General features: G+C 39.4%; 19 protein-coding genes, 5 tRNA genes and 1 other annotated feature. Of the genes, 19 read left to right on the plus strand and 5 right to left on the minus strand.

From position 1 onward, the window contains the following. Positions 1-37: 37 nt before the first annotated feature. The gene (locus VJ09_RS14860) at positions 38-757 is read left to right on the plus strand and encodes a gamma-glutamyl-gamma-aminobutyrate hydrolase family protein (protein ID WP_044642422.1); all 720 of its coding nucleotides are present in this window, start codon (positions 38-40) and stop codon (positions 755-757) included. Positions 758-857: 100 nt separating this feature from the next. Here the strand turns inward: VJ09_RS14860 and VJ09_RS14865 are convergent, their stop codons facing one another. Both VJ09_RS14865 and VJ09_RS14870 read right to left on the minus strand, forming a co-directional pair. Then, entirely contained in the window at positions 858-1,889 is a 1,032-nt protein-coding gene (locus VJ09_RS14865) for a cytochrome d ubiquinol oxidase subunit II (protein ID WP_044642423.1), read from the minus strand. A 1-nt stretch (position 1,890) separates the two neighbouring features. After that, on the minus strand, positions 1,891-3,237 hold the full coding sequence (locus VJ09_RS14870; RefSeq protein WP_147635546.1) for a cytochrome ubiquinol oxidase subunit I: 1,347 nt from the start codon (positions 3,235-3,237) through the stop codon (positions 1,891-1,893). A 191-nt stretch (positions 3,238-3,428) separates the two neighbouring features. On the opposite strand from VJ09_RS14870, the gene VJ09_RS14875 reads away from it, so the two are divergent. From VJ09_RS14875 to VJ09_RS14895, 6 genes are all read left to right on the plus strand, one after another. Then, a complete protein-coding gene (locus VJ09_RS14875) occupies positions 3,429-3,674 on the plus strand; it encodes a DUF1294 domain-containing protein (RefSeq protein ID WP_230199162.1) in 246 nt (81 codons plus the stop codon). 84 nt (positions 3,675-3,758) lie between these two features. Next, a complete protein-coding gene (locus tag VJ09_RS17745; protein ID WP_052807433.1) occupies positions 3,759-4,598 on the plus strand; it encodes a VanW family protein in 840 nt (279 codons plus the stop codon). Positions 4,599-4,780: 182 nt separating this feature from the next. Then, a complete protein-coding gene (locus VJ09_RS18995; protein WP_052807434.1) occupies positions 4,781-5,773 on the plus strand; it encodes a 3D domain-containing protein in 993 nt (330 codons plus the stop codon). 233 nt (positions 5,774-6,006) lie between these two features. After that, the gene (locus VJ09_RS14890) at positions 6,007-7,461 is read left to right on the plus strand and encodes a hypothetical protein (RefSeq protein WP_147635526.1); all 1,455 of its coding nucleotides are present in this window, start codon (positions 6,007-6,009) and stop codon (positions 7,459-7,461) included. 110 nt (positions 7,462-7,571) lie between these two features. Next, complete coding sequence (locus tag VJ09_RS18600) at positions 7,572-7,724, plus strand: hypothetical protein (protein ID WP_154662375.1); 153 nt, start codon at positions 7,572-7,574, stop codon at positions 7,722-7,724. A 165-nt stretch (positions 7,725-7,889) separates the two neighbouring features. Further along, entirely contained in the window at positions 7,890-8,729 is an 840-nt protein-coding gene (locus VJ09_RS14895; RefSeq protein WP_052807435.1) for a PHP domain-containing protein, read from the plus strand. 197 nt (positions 8,730-8,926) lie between these two features. On the opposite strand, the gene VJ09_RS14900 is transcribed toward VJ09_RS14895, so the two are convergent. Continuing rightward, the gene (locus tag VJ09_RS14900; protein WP_052807436.1) at positions 8,927-9,358 is read right to left on the minus strand and encodes a GNAT family N-acetyltransferase; all 432 of its coding nucleotides are present in this window, start codon (positions 9,356-9,358) and stop codon (positions 8,927-8,929) included. 128 nt (positions 9,359-9,486) lie between these two features. Here VJ09_RS14900 and VJ09_RS14905 point away from each other — a divergent pair, with 128 nt between their 5' ends. The 11 genes from VJ09_RS14905 to VJ09_RS17760 all read left to right on the plus strand — a co-directional run bounded on the left by VJ09_RS14905 (position 9,487) and on the right by VJ09_RS17760 (position 13,615). Next, positions 9,487-10,017 (plus strand): phosphatidylglycerophosphatase A family protein, encoded by a 531-nt coding sequence (locus VJ09_RS14905; protein WP_044642427.1) that lies wholly within the window; start codon positions 9,487-9,489, stop codon positions 10,015-10,017. A gap of 120 nt (positions 10,018-10,137) precedes the next feature. Then, positions 10,138-10,329: a hypothetical protein gene (locus VJ09_RS14910; RefSeq protein ID WP_044642428.1), complete on the plus strand. Its 192-nt coding sequence runs from the start codon at positions 10,138-10,140 to the stop codon at positions 10,327-10,329. Positions 10,330-10,391: 62 nt separating this feature from the next. Further along, positions 10,392-10,467: transfer RNA gene (locus VJ09_RS14915), tRNA-Met, on the plus strand. A 6-nt stretch (positions 10,468-10,473) separates the two neighbouring features. Then, positions 10,474-10,550, plus strand: a tRNA-Met gene (locus tag VJ09_RS14920). A 5-nt stretch (positions 10,551-10,555) separates the two neighbouring features. Beyond that, positions 10,556-10,632 (plus strand) — tRNA-Asp (locus VJ09_RS14925). Positions 10,633-10,650: 18 nt separating this feature from the next. Beyond that, a tRNA-Ile gene (locus tag VJ09_RS14930) sits at positions 10,651-10,726 on the plus strand. A 16-nt stretch (positions 10,727-10,742) separates the two neighbouring features. Then, positions 10,743-10,814: transfer RNA gene (locus VJ09_RS14935), tRNA-Val, on the plus strand. A gap of 687 nt (positions 10,815-11,501) precedes the next feature. Next, positions 11,502-11,831, plus strand: a complete 330-nt coding sequence (locus VJ09_RS14945; RefSeq protein WP_147635528.1) for a hypothetical protein — start codon at positions 11,502-11,504, stop codon at positions 11,829-11,831. A gap of 1,060 nt (positions 11,832-12,891) precedes the next feature. Further along, positions 12,892-13,053: a hypothetical protein gene (locus VJ09_RS14955; protein WP_154662376.1), complete on the plus strand. Its 162-nt coding sequence runs from the start codon at positions 12,892-12,894 to the stop codon at positions 13,051-13,053. Next, entirely contained in the window at positions 13,023-13,274 is a 252-nt protein-coding gene (locus VJ09_RS17755) for a DUF421 domain-containing protein (protein ID WP_147635529.1), read from the plus strand. The genes VJ09_RS14955 and VJ09_RS17755 overlap by 31 nt, the downstream gene beginning before the upstream one ends. A 14-nt stretch (positions 13,275-13,288) precedes the next feature. Then, positions 13,289-13,615, plus strand: coding sequence for a YetF domain-containing protein (locus VJ09_RS17760; RefSeq protein WP_052807438.1), 327 nt, complete (start codon positions 13,289-13,291; stop codon positions 13,613-13,615). A gap of 150 nt (positions 13,616-13,765) precedes the next feature. Here VJ09_RS17760 and VJ09_RS18730 read toward each other — a convergent pair whose 3' ends face one another. Beyond that, positions 13,766-13,930 (minus strand): hypothetical protein, encoded by a 165-nt coding sequence (locus VJ09_RS18730; protein ID WP_187118723.1) that lies wholly within the window; start codon positions 13,928-13,930, stop codon positions 13,766-13,768. Between the two features lie 136 nt (positions 13,931-14,066). Then, entirely contained in the window at positions 14,067-15,398 is a 1,332-nt protein-coding gene (gene brnQ, locus VJ09_RS14965) for a branched-chain amino acid transport system II carrier protein (RefSeq protein ID WP_044642433.1), read from the minus strand. 52 nt (positions 15,399-15,450) lie between these two features. Beyond that, positions 15,451-15,696, minus strand: a binding site (T-box leader). A 189-nt stretch (positions 15,697-15,885) separates the two neighbouring features. Here brnQ and VJ09_RS14970 point away from each other — a divergent pair. Next, on the plus strand, positions 15,886-19,485 hold the full coding sequence (locus VJ09_RS14970) for a dynamin family protein (protein ID WP_044642434.1): 3,600 nt from the start codon (positions 15,886-15,888) through the stop codon (positions 19,483-19,485). Positions 19,486-19,493 lie beyond the last annotated feature (8 nt).

Consider the following 19,493-nt stretch of genomic DNA (forward strand, 5'->3'; position numbering starts at 1 on the left):
ATAAAGACGCTCATGTCGTGGGCTAGGAGGGAACAAAATGATATTAATTGGATTGAGTGCGCATTATGCAGACCATCAATTGCAACTCAACCGAGACTATCATGATGCTGTTGTCAAATCAGGCGGAACTCCCATAATTTTACCACTTCTAACCGATTCGGTTCGTCTGGGTAGCCTTGCAGATCAGCTAGATGGATTGATATTAACTGGTGGTTTTGATATAAATCCGCTTTATTTTGGCGAAGAACCAGCCGCTAAACTAGGTGATGTCTCTCCTGAACGTGATTCATTTGAATTAGCATTTTTAAATGAATTTTATCCAACAGGTAAGCCGATCCTTGCGATATGTCGTGGACTTCAAGTTCTGAATGTGTTCTTAGGAGGTACCTTGTATCAGGATTTGCCAAACCAATATCCAGATTCAATTCAACATTCTCAAAAGGCTCCTAGACATCACTGTGCTCATTCTGTCCTCCTAAAACCCAACTCCATACTGGCAAAATCTTTTCAACAAGAAAAGATATTTGTCAATACGTATCATCATCAATCGATCAAGAAGATCGCTAGCTCTTTAGAACAGATAGGCAATGCCACTGATGGGGTAATAGAAGCCGTTGAGTCTTCTGACAAAAAACGTTATTTAGTAGGTGTACAATGGCATCCAGAAGGAATGTTTGATACAGACGATAATTCTAGAAAGTTATTTCAGCAATTCATATCAGTATGTCAGAGTCAAAAAGACACAATAAATGTATGAACTTCAACCTGAGTTAACAGAATAGTCCGCTATAGGGATTAATGCTATTTGTCACATGGAAATAAAAAAGCCGAACAATTCCGTTCGGCTTTTGTACATACTACAATGAAATATCTTCTTTTTCTCCTTTTACATACTTTGCATTAAATAAGAAGAGCCATAACAGTAGTAAGAGGGAAGGGATCAATAACAATAGGCCTGCCAGAAAGGCGATTACCAAAGCCCAACCTACCGCTGGTGTGGTTACGGCACTTTCGATGGTAATGTATGGATAGAGTAAATAGGGTAGATGGGAGTATCCATAGCCAAAGAAAGCAAAGGCAAATTGAGCCATGACAAACAGAAAAGCTGTTCCCAATCGTTTTCGGCGATAGATAAAAAAGGTTGCAATCAAGAAACAGATTAAGGAAGCACCAAACATCCATCCAATGGCGATCATCTTCTCAAAATGAATAGGGTTGTGTAGAGATAAGCTCCAAAAAACACCTAAACTCGCCAGAATGGTAGGACCTGCCCAAAATAAAGCGTATTTTCGTAGTTGATCGCGAGCAGGTGTATCCTTTGCGCGATCTGCATAGAAGGTAAGAAAACTAGCACTGATAAATAACACACTTACTAAAGCCAAGAAGACAACAGCCCAAGAATAAGGACTGGCGAATAGGCGATCAGCTAAGAAAATTACTTGACCAGAGCTATTCTTTTCTATAAAACCCCCTTCAGAAATAGTTAGCACAGTAGACAGCGATGCTGGGATAAATAAGCCCGATAAACCGTAAAGGAACAAGAAAAAGGAACTTTTTCGGGCACCATAATTGCCAAAAGCATAGAATGAGCCACGAATAGTCAATAAAACGAGTGCGATACAACCAGGAATGAGCAAAGCAGTTCCGTAGTAGTAGGCTGTATCAGGGAAGAAACCAACCAGTCCTACAAAGAAAAAGACGAGAAAGACATTGGTTACTTCCCAGACAGGCTTTAAATAGCGGTCAATAATTTTACTTACTATATGATCTTTTTTAGTGAGATGGCTGTAGTAAGAGAAGAAACCAGCTCCAAAGTCGATCGAAGCAACAATTAGATATCCATATAAAAACGTCCATAAGACAGTAATTCCAATTAGTTCAAGCTGCATTTTATGCTTCGCCTCCAGCTTGTGGTGTAGAATGCCGTTCTTCTAACTCATCTTCCGCACGATTCTGACGGAACAGACGGAACAAGACGATGGAAGCGACTATTCCTAGCAGGATGTATAAGCAAGTAAAGAGGTAGAACATAGTTTCCACCCCATTAGACAGGGTAGCTGCTTGATCAACTCGCATGATTCCTACAATAATCCATGGCTGACGACCTACCTCAGCAAAGATCCAACCAGCCTCAATCGCGATAAAGGAGAGAGGAGCACCTAGGAAGATTCCCCATAATAACCAACGAGCAGGCTGATATTTTCGCCAAATAAAGAACAGATACAGAACTGAGACCAAGATCAGATACATCCCGATTGCTACCATCGTATCGAAAAGGTAATGGATATAAAGCGGTGGCCACATACTGCGAGCATATTGGTCCAATCCTTTTACTTCTGTGTCTGGAGAGTTACCAGCCAAAATACTGAGTGCATACGGAATCTCAATTGCATTTTCAATCTCTAATGTCTCTTCATTCAATGTTCCACCAAAGATTAGAGGAGCTTCTTTTCTTGTCTCGAAATGCCATTCTGCTGCGGCCAATTTTTCTGGTTGATATTTTGCCAGGTATTTTCCTGAGATATCTCCAGCTACAGCAGTTAAAATTGCCATAATCGCACCTGTGATCATAGTTAGTTTAAGCGCTTTTTGATAGTATACATGGTCGCGTCCTCTTAGGATAAAAAAGGCAGCAAGACCAGCTAACAAGAAACCACTGGTGAGATAGGCAGAAGATAATACGTGACTTACTCTACTCGGTGTAGAAGGGTTTAACATAGCTGCAATCGGATCTATATCAAAAAACTTTCCAGTTGCGAGATCGTAGCGAAAACCAGTAGGTGAGTTCATAAAAGAGTTCAAGGTCGTAATAAAGATAGCGGAAAAAGCAGATCCGATTACGATCGGTATGGAAGTTAGCCAATGCCAGATAGGATTTCGAAAACGATCCCAAGTGTAAAGATATATCCCTAAAAATATGGCTTCAAAGAAGAATGCGAATGTTTCCATAAAAAGGGGTAGACTGATAATATTTCCGGCCAATTGCATGAAATTTGGCCACAATAGAGTTAACATCAGACCAATACATGTTCCAGTTACGACACCTACTGCAACAGTAATAACAAATCCTCGGGTCCAACGACGTGCTAATAAAATATAATGATGATCTTTTTTCCAAATGCCAATACCTTCTGCGATCGAGATAAACAAAGGAACACCTACCCCGATGGTGGCCCAGATAATATGAAATGCTAACGTTTCAGCAGTTAGTAATCTGCTCCAAATAACAGATTCCATCATACCGTGTCTCCTCTCATCTTGCTCATGACTCATCATATACAACAGGATTGAGATTGTACATTATTTCACAAACTCATTCAATAATTGTACACATTTATGCAAATGACAGCTTAGTAAAGGAGGAAATTGCGCTTACTTCATAATTATGCTAAATTTTGATTATGTTCAATATTTTAATAGGCTATATCGTGATAATAAATTTAGTCGGTTTTATCAATATGGGCCGAGACAAACGTCGTGCAGAAAAAGGTGAATGGAGGATACCAGAAAAAAACTTCTTTCTGATTGCGCTAATTGGAGGCGCAGTTGGTGTTTTTTCAGGAATGCAGAATTATCGTCATAAAACTAAACATTGGACGTTTGTAATTGGAATCCCTCTTTTAATCATTTGGAATGTGGGACTCTTTATTTTCGTGTTCCAACTTCTTATGTAGCCTAGCGTATTCGTTAGGCTTTTTTTATGCGTTCTCATACTCCTACTATTTGAAGAGAAAACTAGGAGAAGAGGAGGGAATTTAATGTTGGCTAATATTATCTCATGTTTGTCTCTCATGTTTTTTTTCAATCCACCCATACCTAATTCGTTTCATTTTACCTACCAGGATCAGCATTGGTATGTTCCTTATTCCACACTAGGTTTTGATGGGGTTGATCCTACTACTATTTCCCCATTGCTATGGGATAGATGGATTCAAAAAGAGGTGGTACCGAAGATCGAATGGAAGGCACAAGATGCTAAATTTCTCCATCGCAAGATGGTTGCCCATCGGTTGGGTAATAAAATAGATAGAACGAAAACATGGGAAAACTTGTATACTTCAACCTATCAAACGATTCCTATCTATACATATTCAGTTCGCCCAAAGTTATCCTATCAACAACTAAAGCGACTAAAGCAAAAAAAACTTGGAGAGTATACTACATACTTCCAGCAGAGTAATGAGAATCGAACACGTAATTTAGAACTCTCATCTTGTGCAATAGATCACAAAGTGGTTATGCCGAATGAAATATTTTCCTTTAATCAGACAGTAGGAATGCGAACAACACAAAAGGGATATCGGTTTGCCAAGATCATTGTAAAAGGTGAATATAGTGAAGGGGTCGGAGGAGGAATCTGCCAGACTTCGTCCACTTTGTTTAATGCTGCAGATAAAGCTGGATTACGTATTATTCAACAAATAAGCCATAGTAGATCCGTTCCCTATGTTCCAAAAGGGCGGGATGCGACTGTTTCGTGGGGTGGACCTGATTTTCAATTTCAGAACAACCGACCGACTCCTATACTAATTGTTTCTGACATAATGAATGGAGTTCTTCATATATCTATTTATGGAGAAAATGATAACCAATTTTAGCCAAAAAATGAACCTTTAGACCAGAGAGATTTTGAGCAAAAACGATTGATATAACTTGGATTCATAAATTTCACGAGAACGACAAATCAAGGAACATCTTGTTAAGGCTTTCAGCTTTCGCTTTTCCAAACTCATTTTTTTGTTATAATGGGCACCATGAAACTGGTACAAGGAGGAGTTGGATGAAAAAAATCCTACTCAGCGGACTTGTGGTCGCGGGTGTCGTTGCCTCAGGCTCCATGATTGCCTATGCAGCAATGGAAAACGAAGTGACTATTCAGTTCAGTGATGGTAAACCTACGATTGTCAGCGAAGGGTTGAACAATACGCTTGCCGAAGCATTGGAAGATGAGGGGCAAGATGTTGCAAAATTAAAAGAGCAATATGTCCCAAGTGTTGGTTGGGATGCTCCTGTGAAGGATCAAGCCAAAGTTCAATTAAATTGCAAGTGTAACGTTTCGCTAACAGTCGGAGGCCAAAAGGTAGGCGATTTTCAAACTACCCAAACTACAGTTGCTGATTTCCTGAAAGAAAAGAATGTAGTTTTAGGCCAATGGGATGAGATGAATGCAAGACCAGATCAAAAAATAACCAACAATCTTCAGTTAGTTATTGATAAAGTAGAAGAGCATATTACAAAAGAAGTGAAAAAAATCCCTTTTGAAAAAGAAGAGAAAAAAGATGACAAACTTGCCAAAGGGGAAAAGAAAGTGGAGACCAAAGGGAAAGATGGTCGAGAAGTGTTTATGGTTTCCACACTGTTCAAAAATGGTCAACCTTTCTTAAAAGACGGTCAACCTGTTGTTAATCGGACAGTAGTAGAAAAGGTAGATCCTGTAAAAGAAGTAGTTCGGATTGGAACCAACGAAGAGCTAGCAAAGGATACTACAGCTGGACCTCTACCACAGGGAACACCAATTACGTTTGAGTCAACCTGTTATAATCTTTCTGGAACTACTGCTTCTGGAAGTCCAACAGGCCCTGGCACGATCGCAGTTGATCCTAAGGTAATTCCACTTGGAACTAAGTTATATGTGGAAGGTTATGGTTGGGGAGTTGCAAAGGATACAGGTGGTAGAATCAAAGGTAAGATTATTGATGTTTGGAAACCACCAGGTCCAGGTTGTACCCAGTGGGGTCGACGTGATGTAAAAGTTTGGATTGGTAGCAAATAAATAGACAGCATTCATAAGATAAACACAATATAGGCGGAATTTCGGGAAACTTCCTGAGATTTCGCCTTTTTTGTTAGTTGATTTTTTCCATATTTTAAGGTTTGTTGTTCCATTTTTCGGGTAATAGCAGAGTAAGAGAAACAAAAGAATTGGATTTTTTTACAAATTTTCTTGGAGTTGTGACAAAAAGTTGTTATACTAGTGACAAGGAAATTTGCATCCGAGGTGTATCCATGGTAGGTCGTTTGGAAACCGGTTCTGTTGACATCGAAGAGTCTTTTCCGCAAAATGGTAGCAATATTATCCCGTTTCGACAAATAGAAAGAGTACGCGAACTCCGAGATCAAGAACAAAAGCAACTGTTCGTTTCAGACTTTGGCCAATGGTTTCAACGGTATTATAGGAAAGAGAGCCAAACAGACTGGCAAAATCGTTTCAAAGAGCTGCTTCAGTTGCCACTCAATAGACCGATTCCGTCTCGCTTAGAGCTATCTTATCAGCATTGGTTGATGTTCGATTCGACTAGTATGAATAACCGACGCCCAGTCGAAATATGGGCTTCTACTATTCGTACAAAACAAATGGATGACCGGATATTCCATAGCTTTTGCCATTCTCATTTCGACTGTTTAGAATTGGTAGAAGAGGGCATACATACGGTACTATTTTGTTCTTTGCTGACTGGAAAGCACTACAAAGTAAAAAAGGACAAGTTAACGAGAAACGAGCCGCTTATTTTTGCTCGCTTAATTCGTTGCGGGAATCGCTATGAACTCTTTGGCCCTTATGCATCTTTTGTACTTGAGATGAGAGGGGAGATACTTGTGCAACTAGAGAAATACAAACAACAAGAAGAGCAGCACGATATTGCAACTCGTGAGGACGGATGGAAATTGTTAGGCTGGGCTATTCAGAAAGCGAAAGAAACAGAGAGAATTGAAAACATCATGTCTACTCCAGCGGATTTACTGGATCAAATGCGTTATAACATTATGTGGCCAGAAGGGGAAAAGCGGACGGAAAAGCGGGGATTACCTGTACACGTTATGCAACAGTTAGAACAATACTATGTATCCCAGATTACTCCATTACAAAAAAAGACTCAACTATATTACAGCCGTTCTTTGGAGCTACTGTTTCAATATGTATCATTACGGTTTGGTCAGTCCTTTGAATGGTCTAAGTTGACAGAAGATGTCTTTAGTCATTTTCTAGGTGTGTGGTATATCGAGAACAGTGAGCCAACACCAAATGCTTCCCGTGTTTTTTTAAATACTTTAAAGAGCTTGTTTCGATGGTTAGGTAATGAAGGGATTAGCTCCGTATACCATTCCTTCAAAAAGGTATATATTCACCTCATTCGCTCTCTTCCAGCGACATTAGAAGTAAAAAAATGGTTAAAAGAACATGGAAGTGCAATCACTACTCAATTGGAAGAGACTCCTGTACATGACGTCTTCTTGCTCTCTGTATCTACAACGGGACCCGTAGTCTATGTTGGAAATCAATGGAGAGAATGTAACTTATTAAACTTCCCTTCCCTATATGTAAACCAACGTTTTTGGATTCGTGGTAGTCTTATCGTTCAACAACATCTCTGTACCATTACGGAACTAAACCAAATATATCCTATGGTACCATTAGAAGAAGAAGCTATACGCGACTCCTCTTTAATGGCCAGAAAATAAATCGCAGCCATTCCAGATCAAGCGGAAGGTTGCTTTTTGTTTTGTGTATAAGTCATTTCTAGTTTTCCTATACTATGATTGCACTCAACTTTTTTAGGAGGCGATGTGTGATGCCAAGGAAAAATGCCAAAAAAAACGATATAAACAATTTAATCGCAGAAGTTGGTAATGAACTCGGAGTAAATCAAGAGACCCGAAGCATCAATGGAAACCCAAAACAATTCGCAGCTAAGATGAAGAAAGCGATCCAGAAACGCACCTAAAGTTGAGAGCAAGACACCTCTAGAAATAGAGGTGTCTTTTTTGTACTTTAAGAAAGTATAAGTTTTTTATGGATAAAAGTATAATAAAAATAAGGCTTTCGCCAGTAAGAAATAGGCGATAATTGGAGTTATTCTAATTAGAATAGAAAGTAGGAGCTAATAATTATGAAATTTGTAGATTTACATTCTCATACTACAGCCTCTGATGGAAAGTTGACTCCTTTAGAATTACTACAATATGCGAAAGAAAAAGGACTCTCAGCTCTTGCTATTACGGATCATGATACAATCGAAGGAGCAATAGAAGCAGCAAAATATACCAAAGAATTTCAGTTGGAGATAATAATTGGAGTAGAACTCAATACTGTTTGGAATCAACGGGAAATTCACATGCTGGGCTATTTTGTAGACCCAGACAACCCAAGATTGCAGGAGCAATTAATAACTCAACGAGAGATGAGAATTGCTCGTTCAGAGAAGATCTTGGCACGCTTACAGGAATTGGGTATTGCGCTTACGGTGAATGACGTATTAAGTGAGCTGAATTTTAATTCTGCCAGGGATATTCTGCTACCACATATCGCGGAATTGATGGTAAAAAAAGGATTTGTCTCTTCGAAACAAGAAGCATTTCAGCGTTATATTGGAAAAGGGAAACCTGCATATGTATTACCAACTGCTTTAACACCAATAGAGGCAATAAAATTGATTCAAGAGTCTGGTGGTGTAGCAGTGGTAGCTCATCCAGGTATCTATCAGGAAGAAGGATTATTACCAGATCTGGTAGAAGCGGGTCTTGATGGAATAGAAGTTTATCATCCAGATCATGGAGCAGATGAAAGAGAAAAGTATGCCAAATTGGCAAAAAGTTATAGATTAATAATTACCGGTGGTTCTGATTTTCATGGGGAGCAAGAGGGGAAGATGTTTCATGGAGATTTGGGATCGCAAGCACAATTTGTTGCTGAAGATATAATAGATCAGCTTCGTACTGCCAGAAAATAAAGGCTATTTTAAAACTAGCTGTTGCAAGAAAAGGACTTAGTTTCTGTTAAATCTCTTCGCTAAGGAAACTTAACCGAGATTGGGTACAAGGGTTATTTTTATTTCCTTATTGGAGACTTTTGAAATAGATTCAAATGAAATAAAGATTGTTAAGTCACTCTTTCTTATCAAGATTTTAAGGAAAGAGTGACTTGTTCTCAGATATTTTTTTTCATTTCAATATGTTCGATGTCAGCTTTAAAGAAAACTTCCCCTACTGTTTGATAACCAAGTTTTTTATAAAAAGGTAAAGCATGAGTTTGCGCAGACATTACAATCTGTTTTGCTCCTTGACTTTTTGCCTCTTCTTCGAGAGCTTCCATTAACTTGCGCCCTGCTCCTGTTCCACGAGCTTCAGTGATTACTGCGATACGTTCTGCTTTTGCTGTTTGAACATCTATCAGACGCATTCGGCAAGTGCCAACAGGTTTATCATTATGTAGAGCGAGAAATAGAGTTGATTCCATGTCCTTACCGTCTTTTTCTATTTCTTCAGGTACATTTTGTTCTACGATAAATACTTTGTGTCTAATATTCTGAATCTGTGATAAACAGTCTGTATTTTCAGAACAAATGATTTTAATCTCCAATGTTCTTGTCTCCTTTAAAGGTTTGGTATTCATGTTAACATATCTAGAATGTGATAAAATCATTACACTATTCAACTGAATTTTATGATAAAATAAAGTTTTCTCAACCCAAAATGGGAGGGATACTAATGGGGAAACCAATTCACAGTTTAGAGGTTCATGAAGCTACACTCCAAAAGCTTGCAGAGCGAGGTGTGACGATAGAAGCGATTGCTGAGATTGTCTATGAGATGCAAGTTCCCTATGCTCCAGAGTTGACAAAAGCTGCATGTGTGGAAAGTGTAGTTGCGGTACTTAAAAAAAGAGAGATTCAACATGCAATTTTAGTCGGAATTGAACTAGATGTTTTGGCTGAGAAAAATCTTTTATCAGAGCCACTGCTCTCATTGGTAAAAGTGGATGAGGGGTTGTTTGGTTGTGATGAGACACTAGCCCTAGGCTCTGTTTTTGGCTATGGTAGCATAGCTGTAACGACATTTGGACATCTAGATAAGCATAAGATTGGAATTATTGAACAATTAGATACAACGAAAAATGGTCCTGTTAATACGTTTTTAGATGACTTGGTGGCAAGTGTTGCTGCTTGTGCTTCCAGTCGCTTAGCTCACCGATTACGAGATGAAGAAGAAGCGAATGTTACGGATCAAGCTTTAATTTAAAGGAAAACCTCCCGAATTTTTGGGAGGTTTTTTTCGAAAAAATCATCTCATTTACCACTTCAAATAGGAGTATGCAAAGGATGTGCTGGGGAAAATAGGGTGGACAAGGAGGAATAAAAGATGACAACCAAACAATCTGCTTGGATTTATTGGGCAAAATTATTTGATTCACGTTTTCAAGCGAGGTGTTTAGCAGCACGTATGCAAGAAGATTGGTGGATTTATGGGTATGACAGTCCAGATGAGGTGGAAGTGTATCGCTCCAACAAAGGGAAATTCGGGGTTAGATATCTATGGAAGAGACAAAAATAAAAAAACTACTTGCATTTTTTACCTCGATCCTGTATATTAGTAAATGTGCTTCAAAACTATGTCGCGGGGTGGAGCAGTTGGTAGCTCGTCGGGCTCATAACCCGAAGGTCACAGGTTCGAGTCCTGTCCCCGCAACCAAATTATCGCAGGGTGGTAGCAGTTGGTAGCTCGTCGGGCTCATAACCCGAAGGTCACAGGTTCGAGTCCTGTCCCTGCAACCAAATATGGAGCTGTGGTGTAGAGGCCTAACATGCCTGCCTGTCACGCAGGAGATCGCGGGTTCGAATCCCGTCAGCTCCGCCATATATTTATATAGTATATGGGCCTATAGCTCAGTTGGTAGAGCAGTCGGCTCATAACCGATCGGTCACAGGTTCGAGTCCTGTTGGGCCCACCAATTGAAGATTGCGTTTGGGCAGTTAGCTCAGGGGGAGAGCGCTACCTTGACACGGTAGAGGTCGCTGGTTCGATCCCAGTACTGCCCATACCAAGTATTTTCGTAATTGTAGTATTACGGTCATGCTAAGAAGTCGAAAGACCTTCTGACGAACTTTAAATGGTTCGTCAGAAGGTCTTTTTTGTTGAGTGTTGAGACTTTACAGAAGAATTATTAGCGGACAAAAAGTTTGAGGGGTTGAAAGACTCAACACTTGAAGCTTATGGAAATTTTTCAGGACTCGGCACAATTGGTTGAACGAACAAGGTCTTGAACATTTGGAAGACATGAACTCACGAACAACGAAACAGTTTCACATTCATTGTTCTGAAGCTAGGAACAATCCAAGAACATTAAACACAAAACTCAAGCTCCTGCGACCGTTGGAGGAGTATTACAAGGAGAATCAAAAAGCTCCAAGTCGTACTCTCCTAATGAAAGAACTGGAGTTGGGAGAATGGGAGAGTCGTAAAATCGTTTTAGTTTAAAAGAAGAAAAGCTAGTTAGGAGATCAGTTGAAAAAATAGGTCTCCTTTTTTTATTTGTTAAGGAAGCTATTGTTCAGATGAGGAAAATGGTTTTAATAAAAATGGGAGTAGAATATTTTGAATAGGGTAATAGGAGATATGTTTCTATGTTTAAGAGGTGTAAACTGAATAATGATCAATTTTCATATCGAATGATTAAAAATTCATTTTGGGGTATTTGTATAGATATAAAGTTTGAGATTACTTCAATGAGTAGCTATGAAAATAAAAATTCTTGCAAAGAGATTTCCAAGGGACTATGGGCTAGAGTCTTAGATATAGGATTAGAGAATGAAGAAGAATTTATATGGAAAGGACTTACATTAATTAGTAAGTCAATCATTTCGAAATCCCCATATAATGATGACACTTTAATACTTTTTCACAACATAGACTATAATCCATGTGATTATCAATCAGAAGGACTAACAGATGCAACTATGCAATTAATAGCTCACCTTTTGGATATTGATGTACCTAAGGCAGAAATAACATTTAACAGAAACTTGAATAAATATGAGTTTAAATACGAGGAATAGACTTTGAGAATTTTAACAAGATGGAAGGAGACCTGCATAGGTTTTTTTCGTTTTAGTTGCAAAGGCTGGAGATCGACAACTTCAACGAGGTTTTTGAAATAGTTGAATAGACCTTCACACCATTTGGGGAGGTCTTTTATTTCTTATTTTACTCCAGTGTTCAATTTAATGTTGACGCTTTGCTTTTTCTTTGTTTAGAGGTTTCAGGTTTTCTTCTATTTATTAAACGTATAAGTGCTTTTCTTGCGTTCAGTTCACTTTTATTTGGAAAAATAAACTCCAAAATGTTTCTAGATTTGTTTAGCTGTTTTTCACGGAACGGGTCTCTTAAACGTTTTCTAGTTTTAAAATTTCGTGCTATTTCATTTTCACTAAAGGGAGGACTATCTGATTGTAAGGCTTCTTCAGGAGTAGTTGGTCTATTAGCACAGAAACAACAATTTGGATCATTTCAACTATCGACTTGCCAAGTGTTGCAGTATAGGCAAATGTCTGAATCATATTTCCAATAGTAAAGTAACTTTCTATTACATACTGGACAGTGTTTTTTGGTAGCTAAACAATCCTTACTCCATTTACGATACAGACTGTATACAGTTCTTTTTTTTTACTGTTTCTCCTTACCAATAAATCACCCATTGGAATACCAATGAATATTAGAATTTGTTAGTTGTAAAAGTGTATTATAGCACGGGGGGAATTTATTATTGCAGTAAGTACGCTGAAACTGCTATATAAAATGAATGAATTCCTATTTCAAGATACTTTAAAGAATAATGAACGCTTTACAGATGGAGGACTTGAACGAAATCTTTGAAACGAAGAGGATTTGAAGCAAATGTTGCAATTCGACTTTTATTATGAAAATCGTTTGAAGCTGTCCTCAAGACTTGGCCACCATTGAGTATTTTGGTCAAATCGTCAAAAGCTTCTTGAATGGAGTCATAATACCTTTTCTTCATTTGTAAGCCTGTATTGATCTCAAAAAAGGAACTGTCCAAAATTGGAGGCATATATATTTCAGCTTCTTTTTCTCGCTGAAGGAGAAAATTTGCACGAATTGAAAGTTATTGTAATTGGTCAGTTAAAACTGAAAAAATTACTAAGCTCTCTCTATACACAAAAGGAATGGCAGGAACTGACCAAAAAGACCTTTATTCCCTTTGATGAGGAATATTACGAGGAGATACCTTGGTTGTTGTACGATTTCTGGATTTTGTGATGGCATTATTATTGGGGAATATTATTGCTCATCCTTTATCAGATGAGGAGTTGGGCTTAGAGGGTTCGATGATTACAATGGGTGTTTTGGTTATTTTATATGTGGTCGGGGTATTAGTGGCTTTGCGGTGGAATGCAATAAAGAAGTTTTTTAATCCTTCGCCGATCACTCTTATTGAAAATGGACAAATCGATTACCGAAATTTACTAAAGCAAGGATAACGGTTGATTTTCTTTTGTCGGAACTACGAAAGGAAAAGACGGAAGATATCCAAAAAGTAGCACTGGCATTATGGGAACCGGGAGAAACAATTTCCATATTTTTAAATCCGCAATACCAGCCTTTAACACCTGCCAATACATCCATAGCAACAAAACCTTTTGCTTTTCCAAGAGCCATTATTAAAGAACGAAAGTTTGATTACGATGAGTTACTACAGCTTGGAAAAGATGAACAATGGGTTGTAAATAAGATCAGCAAAACGTACAACGTAACAATAGATGATGTTTTGTTGGCAACATTGGATCAGAATGAAAATCTACAAATATTTTTATACAAGTAGTATTTACACAGAGAGCTTGTTGCATCATTAATTCGCGAACCAAGGTGTTTCACGGAATTTTTTTATGCAACAAGCTTTTATTATTCAATACTAAATCATGGAGATGGTTGTTGTCTAAGATTCCAAAATGTTTTGTTGCTTCTTTTACAGTTATTTAGTTAAATTTTTTACTGCATTGGAAACGCGGTTCACTACTTCTTTACCGGTGTTTTCCATAGCTTCGATTGATTTCTTTGCTACGTCACTAGCTGCTTCTACGCCACGTTTTGCAGCATTGCGTGACCGGTCAGTAGCAGATTGATTTTGTTGCATCATTGGTTTCCCTCCTTATATCATTTTCAGCTTAGTATAAGATGATATTCCATTGTTATTCATGTGCAGTTTAGGATAAGCTCCTCCTTGATCTTAGGATTCAGGAGGAGTTTGTTTGAGTACCTGTACAAGTGAATCGTTAGACGATTTGTGCCTTCCCTTGTTTTTTCGATTTGTTGTCTGATACTTTTTCTACTACAAGACCAATGATTGTTCCAACGATCGCGGGGATGACCCATCCAAGACCACTAGAGGCGAGAGGAAGGGAGTCTATGAAAGGCTGAATCGGTCCCAAATGGAATCCGAAGGCTTTTACTCCATCGAATATGGCTACGATTCCAGTGAAGAGGACAGCACTTCCGTAGACTTTTTTGGAACCTTTCAGGTATTTATCAAAAAAGACCAGAGTGATTAGGACAATTGTAATCGGATAGGCAGTTACCAGGAATGGAGCAGAGATCGTTAGAATTTGATTCAAACCAAGATTGGAAACGGTAAATCCAACCAGAGAGATAAGGATTACAACCATATGATAGCTCAGTTTTGGCATCAGCTTGGAGAAGTATTGTCCACACGCTGTGGTCAGTCCTACTACGGTAGTAAAGCAAGCTAAGGTGAAAATCAAGCCTAGTAGCACTGTACCACCCGATCCAAATAAATAGCTAGAGGAAACGACGAGGATCTCTACTCCGTTTTCATAGGTCCCAACAGACATCTTTGTTCCAATGATTCCGAGGGAGATATAAACAAGAGCGAGAATCAATCCAGCAATAAATCCTGCTTTAATAGTGTTTTTCGTCAATTGTCCGCGATCTTGTACTCCTTTTTGGTGAATTGCAGTCATGATCACGATCCCATAAGCAAGAGATCCAAGGGCGTCCAAGGTAGCATATCCTTCAATAAATCCTTTAAAGAAAGACCCGGATTGATAGGCTTCTGTAGGTGCTTGGACAGGAGAGTCCAGATAAATAAAACCTGCTACACACAAAATCAAGATTGCTACTAGCAACGTAGGAGTGATTAAGCGGCCCATAAATTCCGACATTTTGGATGGATTCAGACTAACTAGGCATGTGATCAGAAAGAAAACTCCGATAAATACAGCTAGTAAGATCGGGGAAGTTCCAACTGACTCTCCGAGAAAAGGCTTGACTCCCATCTCATAAGCTACGGTAGCATTACGTGGAATCGCTAAGAATGGCCCGATACAGAGATAGATGATTACCATGAATATTTTGCTAAAGATAGGATTTACACGATTTCCGATCGCCTGTGCTCCCCCTGTTGTTAAAGCGACAGCTACTAGGACGACCACTGGTAAACCAACTCCTGTAGCGATAAATCCAGTGATAGCTAGCCAATAGGAGGTACCTGATTGATCTCCTAAAAAGGGTGGGAACATTAAGTTTCCGGCACCAAAGTACATGGAAAATAGCATAAGTCCGATAAAAAATGTGTCTGTTTTCTTCATCTTGTGTTCTCTCCCTTTTGTTTTTTTGGAAATAAAAAACTCGTCCCCTCCAATTAGGGACGAGTTGTACCTCGCGTTACCACCCTAGTTCCGCAACTTATCTAAATTGCGACACTCGATCAACGTACTTGTTCATACGTGTTCCTAGTAACGGGGAACAGCCCGACAAAGCTTACTAATGGTTCAGCTTTGCATCTCGGAGATGAGTTTCGAATAAGTCTGAACATCGACTTTCCAGCAACCGTCGATTCTCTGGTGATCAGGGTCTCACTCTACTTGTTCTCGTCAAAGATGTTGAATTAATATTGGGATTAAGAATAGCAGGTGTAAGTTTGGTTAGCAATACTTTTATATGATTGGGTATAATTGCTATTTATAATAAAAAGTCAATTTATCATGGTTATCTCTTGGAAAAGGGAGCTATTTTTTTGCGATAAAGGTCGGTACAATAAGACTTGGGCTTATATAGAAAGGACCGACAAATATTATGACAAAAACGCTACATCAAATAGAAGAACGATTAAAACTCTTTGCATATCAGTTAGGTCAAGCAAATGATGTGTCACACCTAGATCAGGTGTTGGATTTGTATCAAAAATGGCAAAATCAAGAGTTAGCAGTTGCCTTTTGTGGGCATTTTTCAGCAGGAAAATCCTCTTTGATCAACTCACTGTATGATAAAAAATTGTTACCTACCAGTCCAATTCCTACTAGTGCCAATGTAGTAAAAGTACGGCGTGGAGAAGATCAAACTATCGTACTTACTCAAGCAGGTGAGGAGCTAGTCTATACTGGCACAGATGGAGAAGAAGAACTTACCCGCCTGGCTCGTGATGGGGCAGAGGTCGCGATGATCACGATCTCACGAGAAGATGTGGCATTGCCAAGTGGAATAGCACTCTTGGATACACCAGGGATTGACTCGACAGATAGCGCTCACCAACTAGCGACAGAGAAAGCGCTCCACCTCGCAGATCTATTGTTTTATGTGATGGATTATCATCATGTCCAATCAGAAGTGAACCATCAGTTTTTACGTCAACTAGCTGATCGAGGGAAGAAAATTTTCCTCATAGTACACCAGATTGATAAACACCACGAAGAAGAACTTTCTTTTGAAAAGTATCGAACTGAATTGGAAGGGTCCTTTCAGTCTTGGGATATTCCGTATGACACAATTTTTTATACCAGCTTACGTGGACATGATTTGGCTTTTAATCAGATAGTCCAATTAAAAGAACTTCTCGATTCTCTTCCTAGTGACCGTGAGGAGCTACTTCGGAAATCAATTGAGATAGAATTGGAACACATACAGGAACAACATTTAGAGTGGTGGAAAAAAGAGCAGCAATTAACACTAGAGGAAAATGACTGTACAGCCGAGGAATTAGCAGATAAAAAACAGGTGTTAGAACTAGATGGTCAGAAGTGGAAGCAACTTGTAACCGATGTCGAAAAGAATTGGCAACGTGATTTGGAGGCCATCCTTCAAAATGCTTATCTGATGCCGGCTTCTTTACGTGATGATGCAAAACGGTACTTGGATTCCATGCAGTCCTCATTTAAGGTGGGGTTTTTTGGTTCCAAACGAAAGACAGAAGTGGAACGTCAGAGACGATTAGAAGTGTTCCAAAAGAAGTTGAATGAAGTGATACAATCACAGATCGAAGTACATGTGAAGCAAATGCTCACTCAATTAATGGAACGGACACCAGAAGCAGCTTCGACCTGGAAAGCAAATATTTATCAACATTCGTTTGCAATTTCGACAGATGAGCTAGCAGGGTATCGTCGAGAAGGAGTCGATACGTCTGGAAATGCTTTGCTGAACTACACAGCAGAAGTAGCGGAAGGGATTCAGAAGAAGACGAAACAGTATGTTCGATCTATATGGATCGATCGATTGCTCCCTTTGTGGAAACAAGAGCAAACACGCCAATATACAGATTGGCAATCAAAACAAGATGAGCTTCGACAATTGGAAAAACAGATCCTACTAGTGCAAGAACAAACAGAACAGCTACTGGAGTATCAGAAATTGTTTTTGGACAGAACACATACCTCACCAGCTGATGGTTTAGAGAAGGTGGATAAGTGGCTTCAACAGGCATGGTTGGATAAAAAGGTTAGGAGGATCCAAGAGCAAGAAGTATCAAGCCAATCAGAGAATAATGATATAGAAGAGGAAATAGAAGAGAAGAGACCAGAAAAGGCATCAGATCACATAGCCGAGAAACAGCCTTCTTTGGAAGAGATCGGCCAGTATCTAGAGGAGTTAAAGAAAATACCATCTCTTGGTTCATTTACACGTGACCTACTAGAAAAGAAAGAACGTTTCGAGAATCGTTCGTTCCTTGTTGCTCTATTTGGAGCATTTAGTGCAGGGAAATCCTCTTTTGCGAATGCACTTAGTAGACTAAACATTCTTCCTGTCTCGCCACATCCTACAACAGCTACGATTACACAAGTATTGCCACCGACTGAATCATATCCAGATGGTACGGCGGTTGTTTATTTTCAAAAGGAAGAGACCCTTTTAAGAGAACTCCAGACCTCACTACAGCACTTCCGTAAGAAACCAACTAGTTTAGTAGAAGCGCTGAAGATGATTAGGCAAGTATTAGGGCGACAAGAGTATACAACACTACAAAAAATGACGGTTCCATTTATCACGGCTGTAGCTACCCACTTTCAGGGTATCGAAAGTCAACTTGGAGCTCAAATCGTAATCTCCTTAGAAGAGTTGCGAGAGTATGTAGCCAAAGAAGAGACTTCCTGTTTTATTGAGCGAGTGGAGGTTTACCGGGATACGCCTCTGACGAGAAGAGGGATTTTTCTAGTTGATACCCCAGGAGCGGATTCTATTCACTCTCGACATACGGAGATGGCCTTCCGCTATATGAAAGAAGCGGATGCTCTCTTTTTTCTTACTTACTACACACATGCTTTTTCCCGTGCAGATCAAGAGCTCCTCATTCAAATGGGACGGGTGCGGAGTGCGATTGAGATGGATAAGATGTTTTTTGTGGTGAATGCATCGGATCTAGCTGAATCAGTAGAGGAGCAGCATGCTGTATGTAGTTATGTAGAACGTGAGCTTCGTAAATTTGGGATTGCGTCACCAAGGCTATTTCCAGTCTCTAGTAAATTAGCGATTGATCCTCAAACTCGAGGGGAATCACACATAGACGCATTAGAGGAAGCATTCTTTCACTTTTTGGATCATGAGTTATCGCAAGTCGCTCTAACCCAAATGGAAACAGTTTTGAAGCGTGCCAAAGAATGGGGAACAGAATTATTGGATAGTGCCAAGCGGGGACAAAGTGAGTTAGAAGAGCGAAAAAGGTGTCTGGAACAAGAGCATCAAGAGATTCGTGAAATGATTCAATTGGTAGATGTACGAGGTATAAAGGGAGCGATGGAACAAGAGTGGTTGGAGCTATTCTATTATGTGAAACAACGGATTATATTGCGTTTGAGAGAAGAGCTAAAAGAGATTTTCCACCCATCTGTTCTTTCTCTCTCCGGAACGAGTAAGATTCGTGAAAAGCTACTCCTATGTATTGAAGAGACGATCCAGTTTATGCGACATGAACTCGTCCAAGAGATGCGAGCTACTAGCCTAAGAGCCTCTCTCTTTGTCAAACGAGAGTTGGAACAGGCAGGAGAACGCCTACAAGATCAGTGCCAAAACCGGTACCAACGAACGCCATTTTCTTGGCCAGAATTTGAGAATATATCGGAACATACGGTAGCTACTCCATGGGAAGAGATGGAACCGACCCATTTCCGTGAGTTACTTCCTCTGTTCCGTAACCCTAAAGCCTTTTTTGAACAGAATGAAAAGGAACGTTTCTATGAGCGATGTTTAGAGTTATGGGAGCGAGAGTTAAGTCAGTGGCTAGATTCGATTCAAGGTGAATTTCAAAATCATTATGAGATGCAATTAGATAATGATTGGGAAGTTACGTATCATACTACTTTAGAAGAATTGGAGAGTTACTATGCACAACTAACCTCCACGACGGGTCTTTCGCAATCGGAACAAAATCAAATACAAGCAATACTACCCAAGCTACCATCTTAAATAGGAGA

This window comes from Risungbinella massiliensis (assembly GCF_000942395.1).
GTDB lineage: Bacteria > Bacillota > Bacilli > Thermoactinomycetales > Thermoactinomycetaceae > Risungbinella > Risungbinella massiliensis.

Excerpts from the sequence above, each read along its gene's own strand:
- VJ09_RS14860 (WP_044642422.1), top strand. The coding sequence starts at position 38 with ATGATATTAATTGGATTGAGTGCGCATTATGCAGACCATCAATTGCAA.
- VJ09_RS14865 (WP_044642423.1), bottom strand. The coding sequence starts at position 1,889 with ATGCAGCTTGAACTAATTGGAATTACTGTCTTATGGACGTTTTTATAT.
- VJ09_RS14870 (WP_147635546.1), bottom strand. The coding sequence starts at position 3,237 with ATGGAATCTGTTATTTGGAGCAGATTACTAACTGCTGAAACGTTAGCA.
- VJ09_RS17745 (WP_052807433.1), top strand. The coding sequence starts at position 3,759 with ATGTTGGCTAATATTATCTCATGTTTGTCTCTCATGTTTTTTTTCAAT.
- VJ09_RS18995 (WP_052807434.1), top strand. The coding sequence starts at position 4,781 with ATGAAAAAAATCCTACTCAGCGGACTTGTGGTCGCGGGTGTCGTTGCC.
- VJ09_RS14890 (WP_147635526.1), top strand. The coding sequence starts at position 6,007 with ATGGTAGGTCGTTTGGAAACCGGTTCTGTTGACATCGAAGAGTCTTTT.
- VJ09_RS18600 (WP_154662375.1), top strand. The coding sequence starts at position 7,572 with ATGCCAAGGAAAAATGCCAAAAAAAACGATATAAACAATTTAATCGCA.
- VJ09_RS14895 (WP_052807435.1), top strand. The coding sequence starts at position 7,890 with ATGAAATTTGTAGATTTACATTCTCATACTACAGCCTCTGATGGAAAG.
- VJ09_RS14905 (WP_044642427.1), top strand. The coding sequence starts at position 9,487 with ATGGGGAAACCAATTCACAGTTTAGAGGTTCATGAAGCTACACTCCAA.
- VJ09_RS14910 (WP_044642428.1), top strand. The coding sequence starts at position 10,138 with ATGACAACCAAACAATCTGCTTGGATTTATTGGGCAAAATTATTTGAT.
- VJ09_RS14945 (WP_147635528.1), top strand. The coding sequence starts at position 11,502 with ATGAGTAGCTATGAAAATAAAAATTCTTGCAAAGAGATTTCCAAGGGA.
- VJ09_RS18730 (WP_187118723.1), bottom strand. The coding sequence starts at position 13,930 with ATGATGCAACAAAATCAATCTGCTACTGACCGGTCACGCAATGCTGCA.
- brnQ (WP_044642433.1), bottom strand. The coding sequence starts at position 15,398 with ATGAAGAAAACAGACACATTTTTTATCGGACTTATGCTATTTTCCATG.
- VJ09_RS14970 (WP_044642434.1), top strand. The coding sequence starts at position 15,886 with ATGACAAAAACGCTACATCAAATAGAAGAACGATTAAAACTCTTTGCA.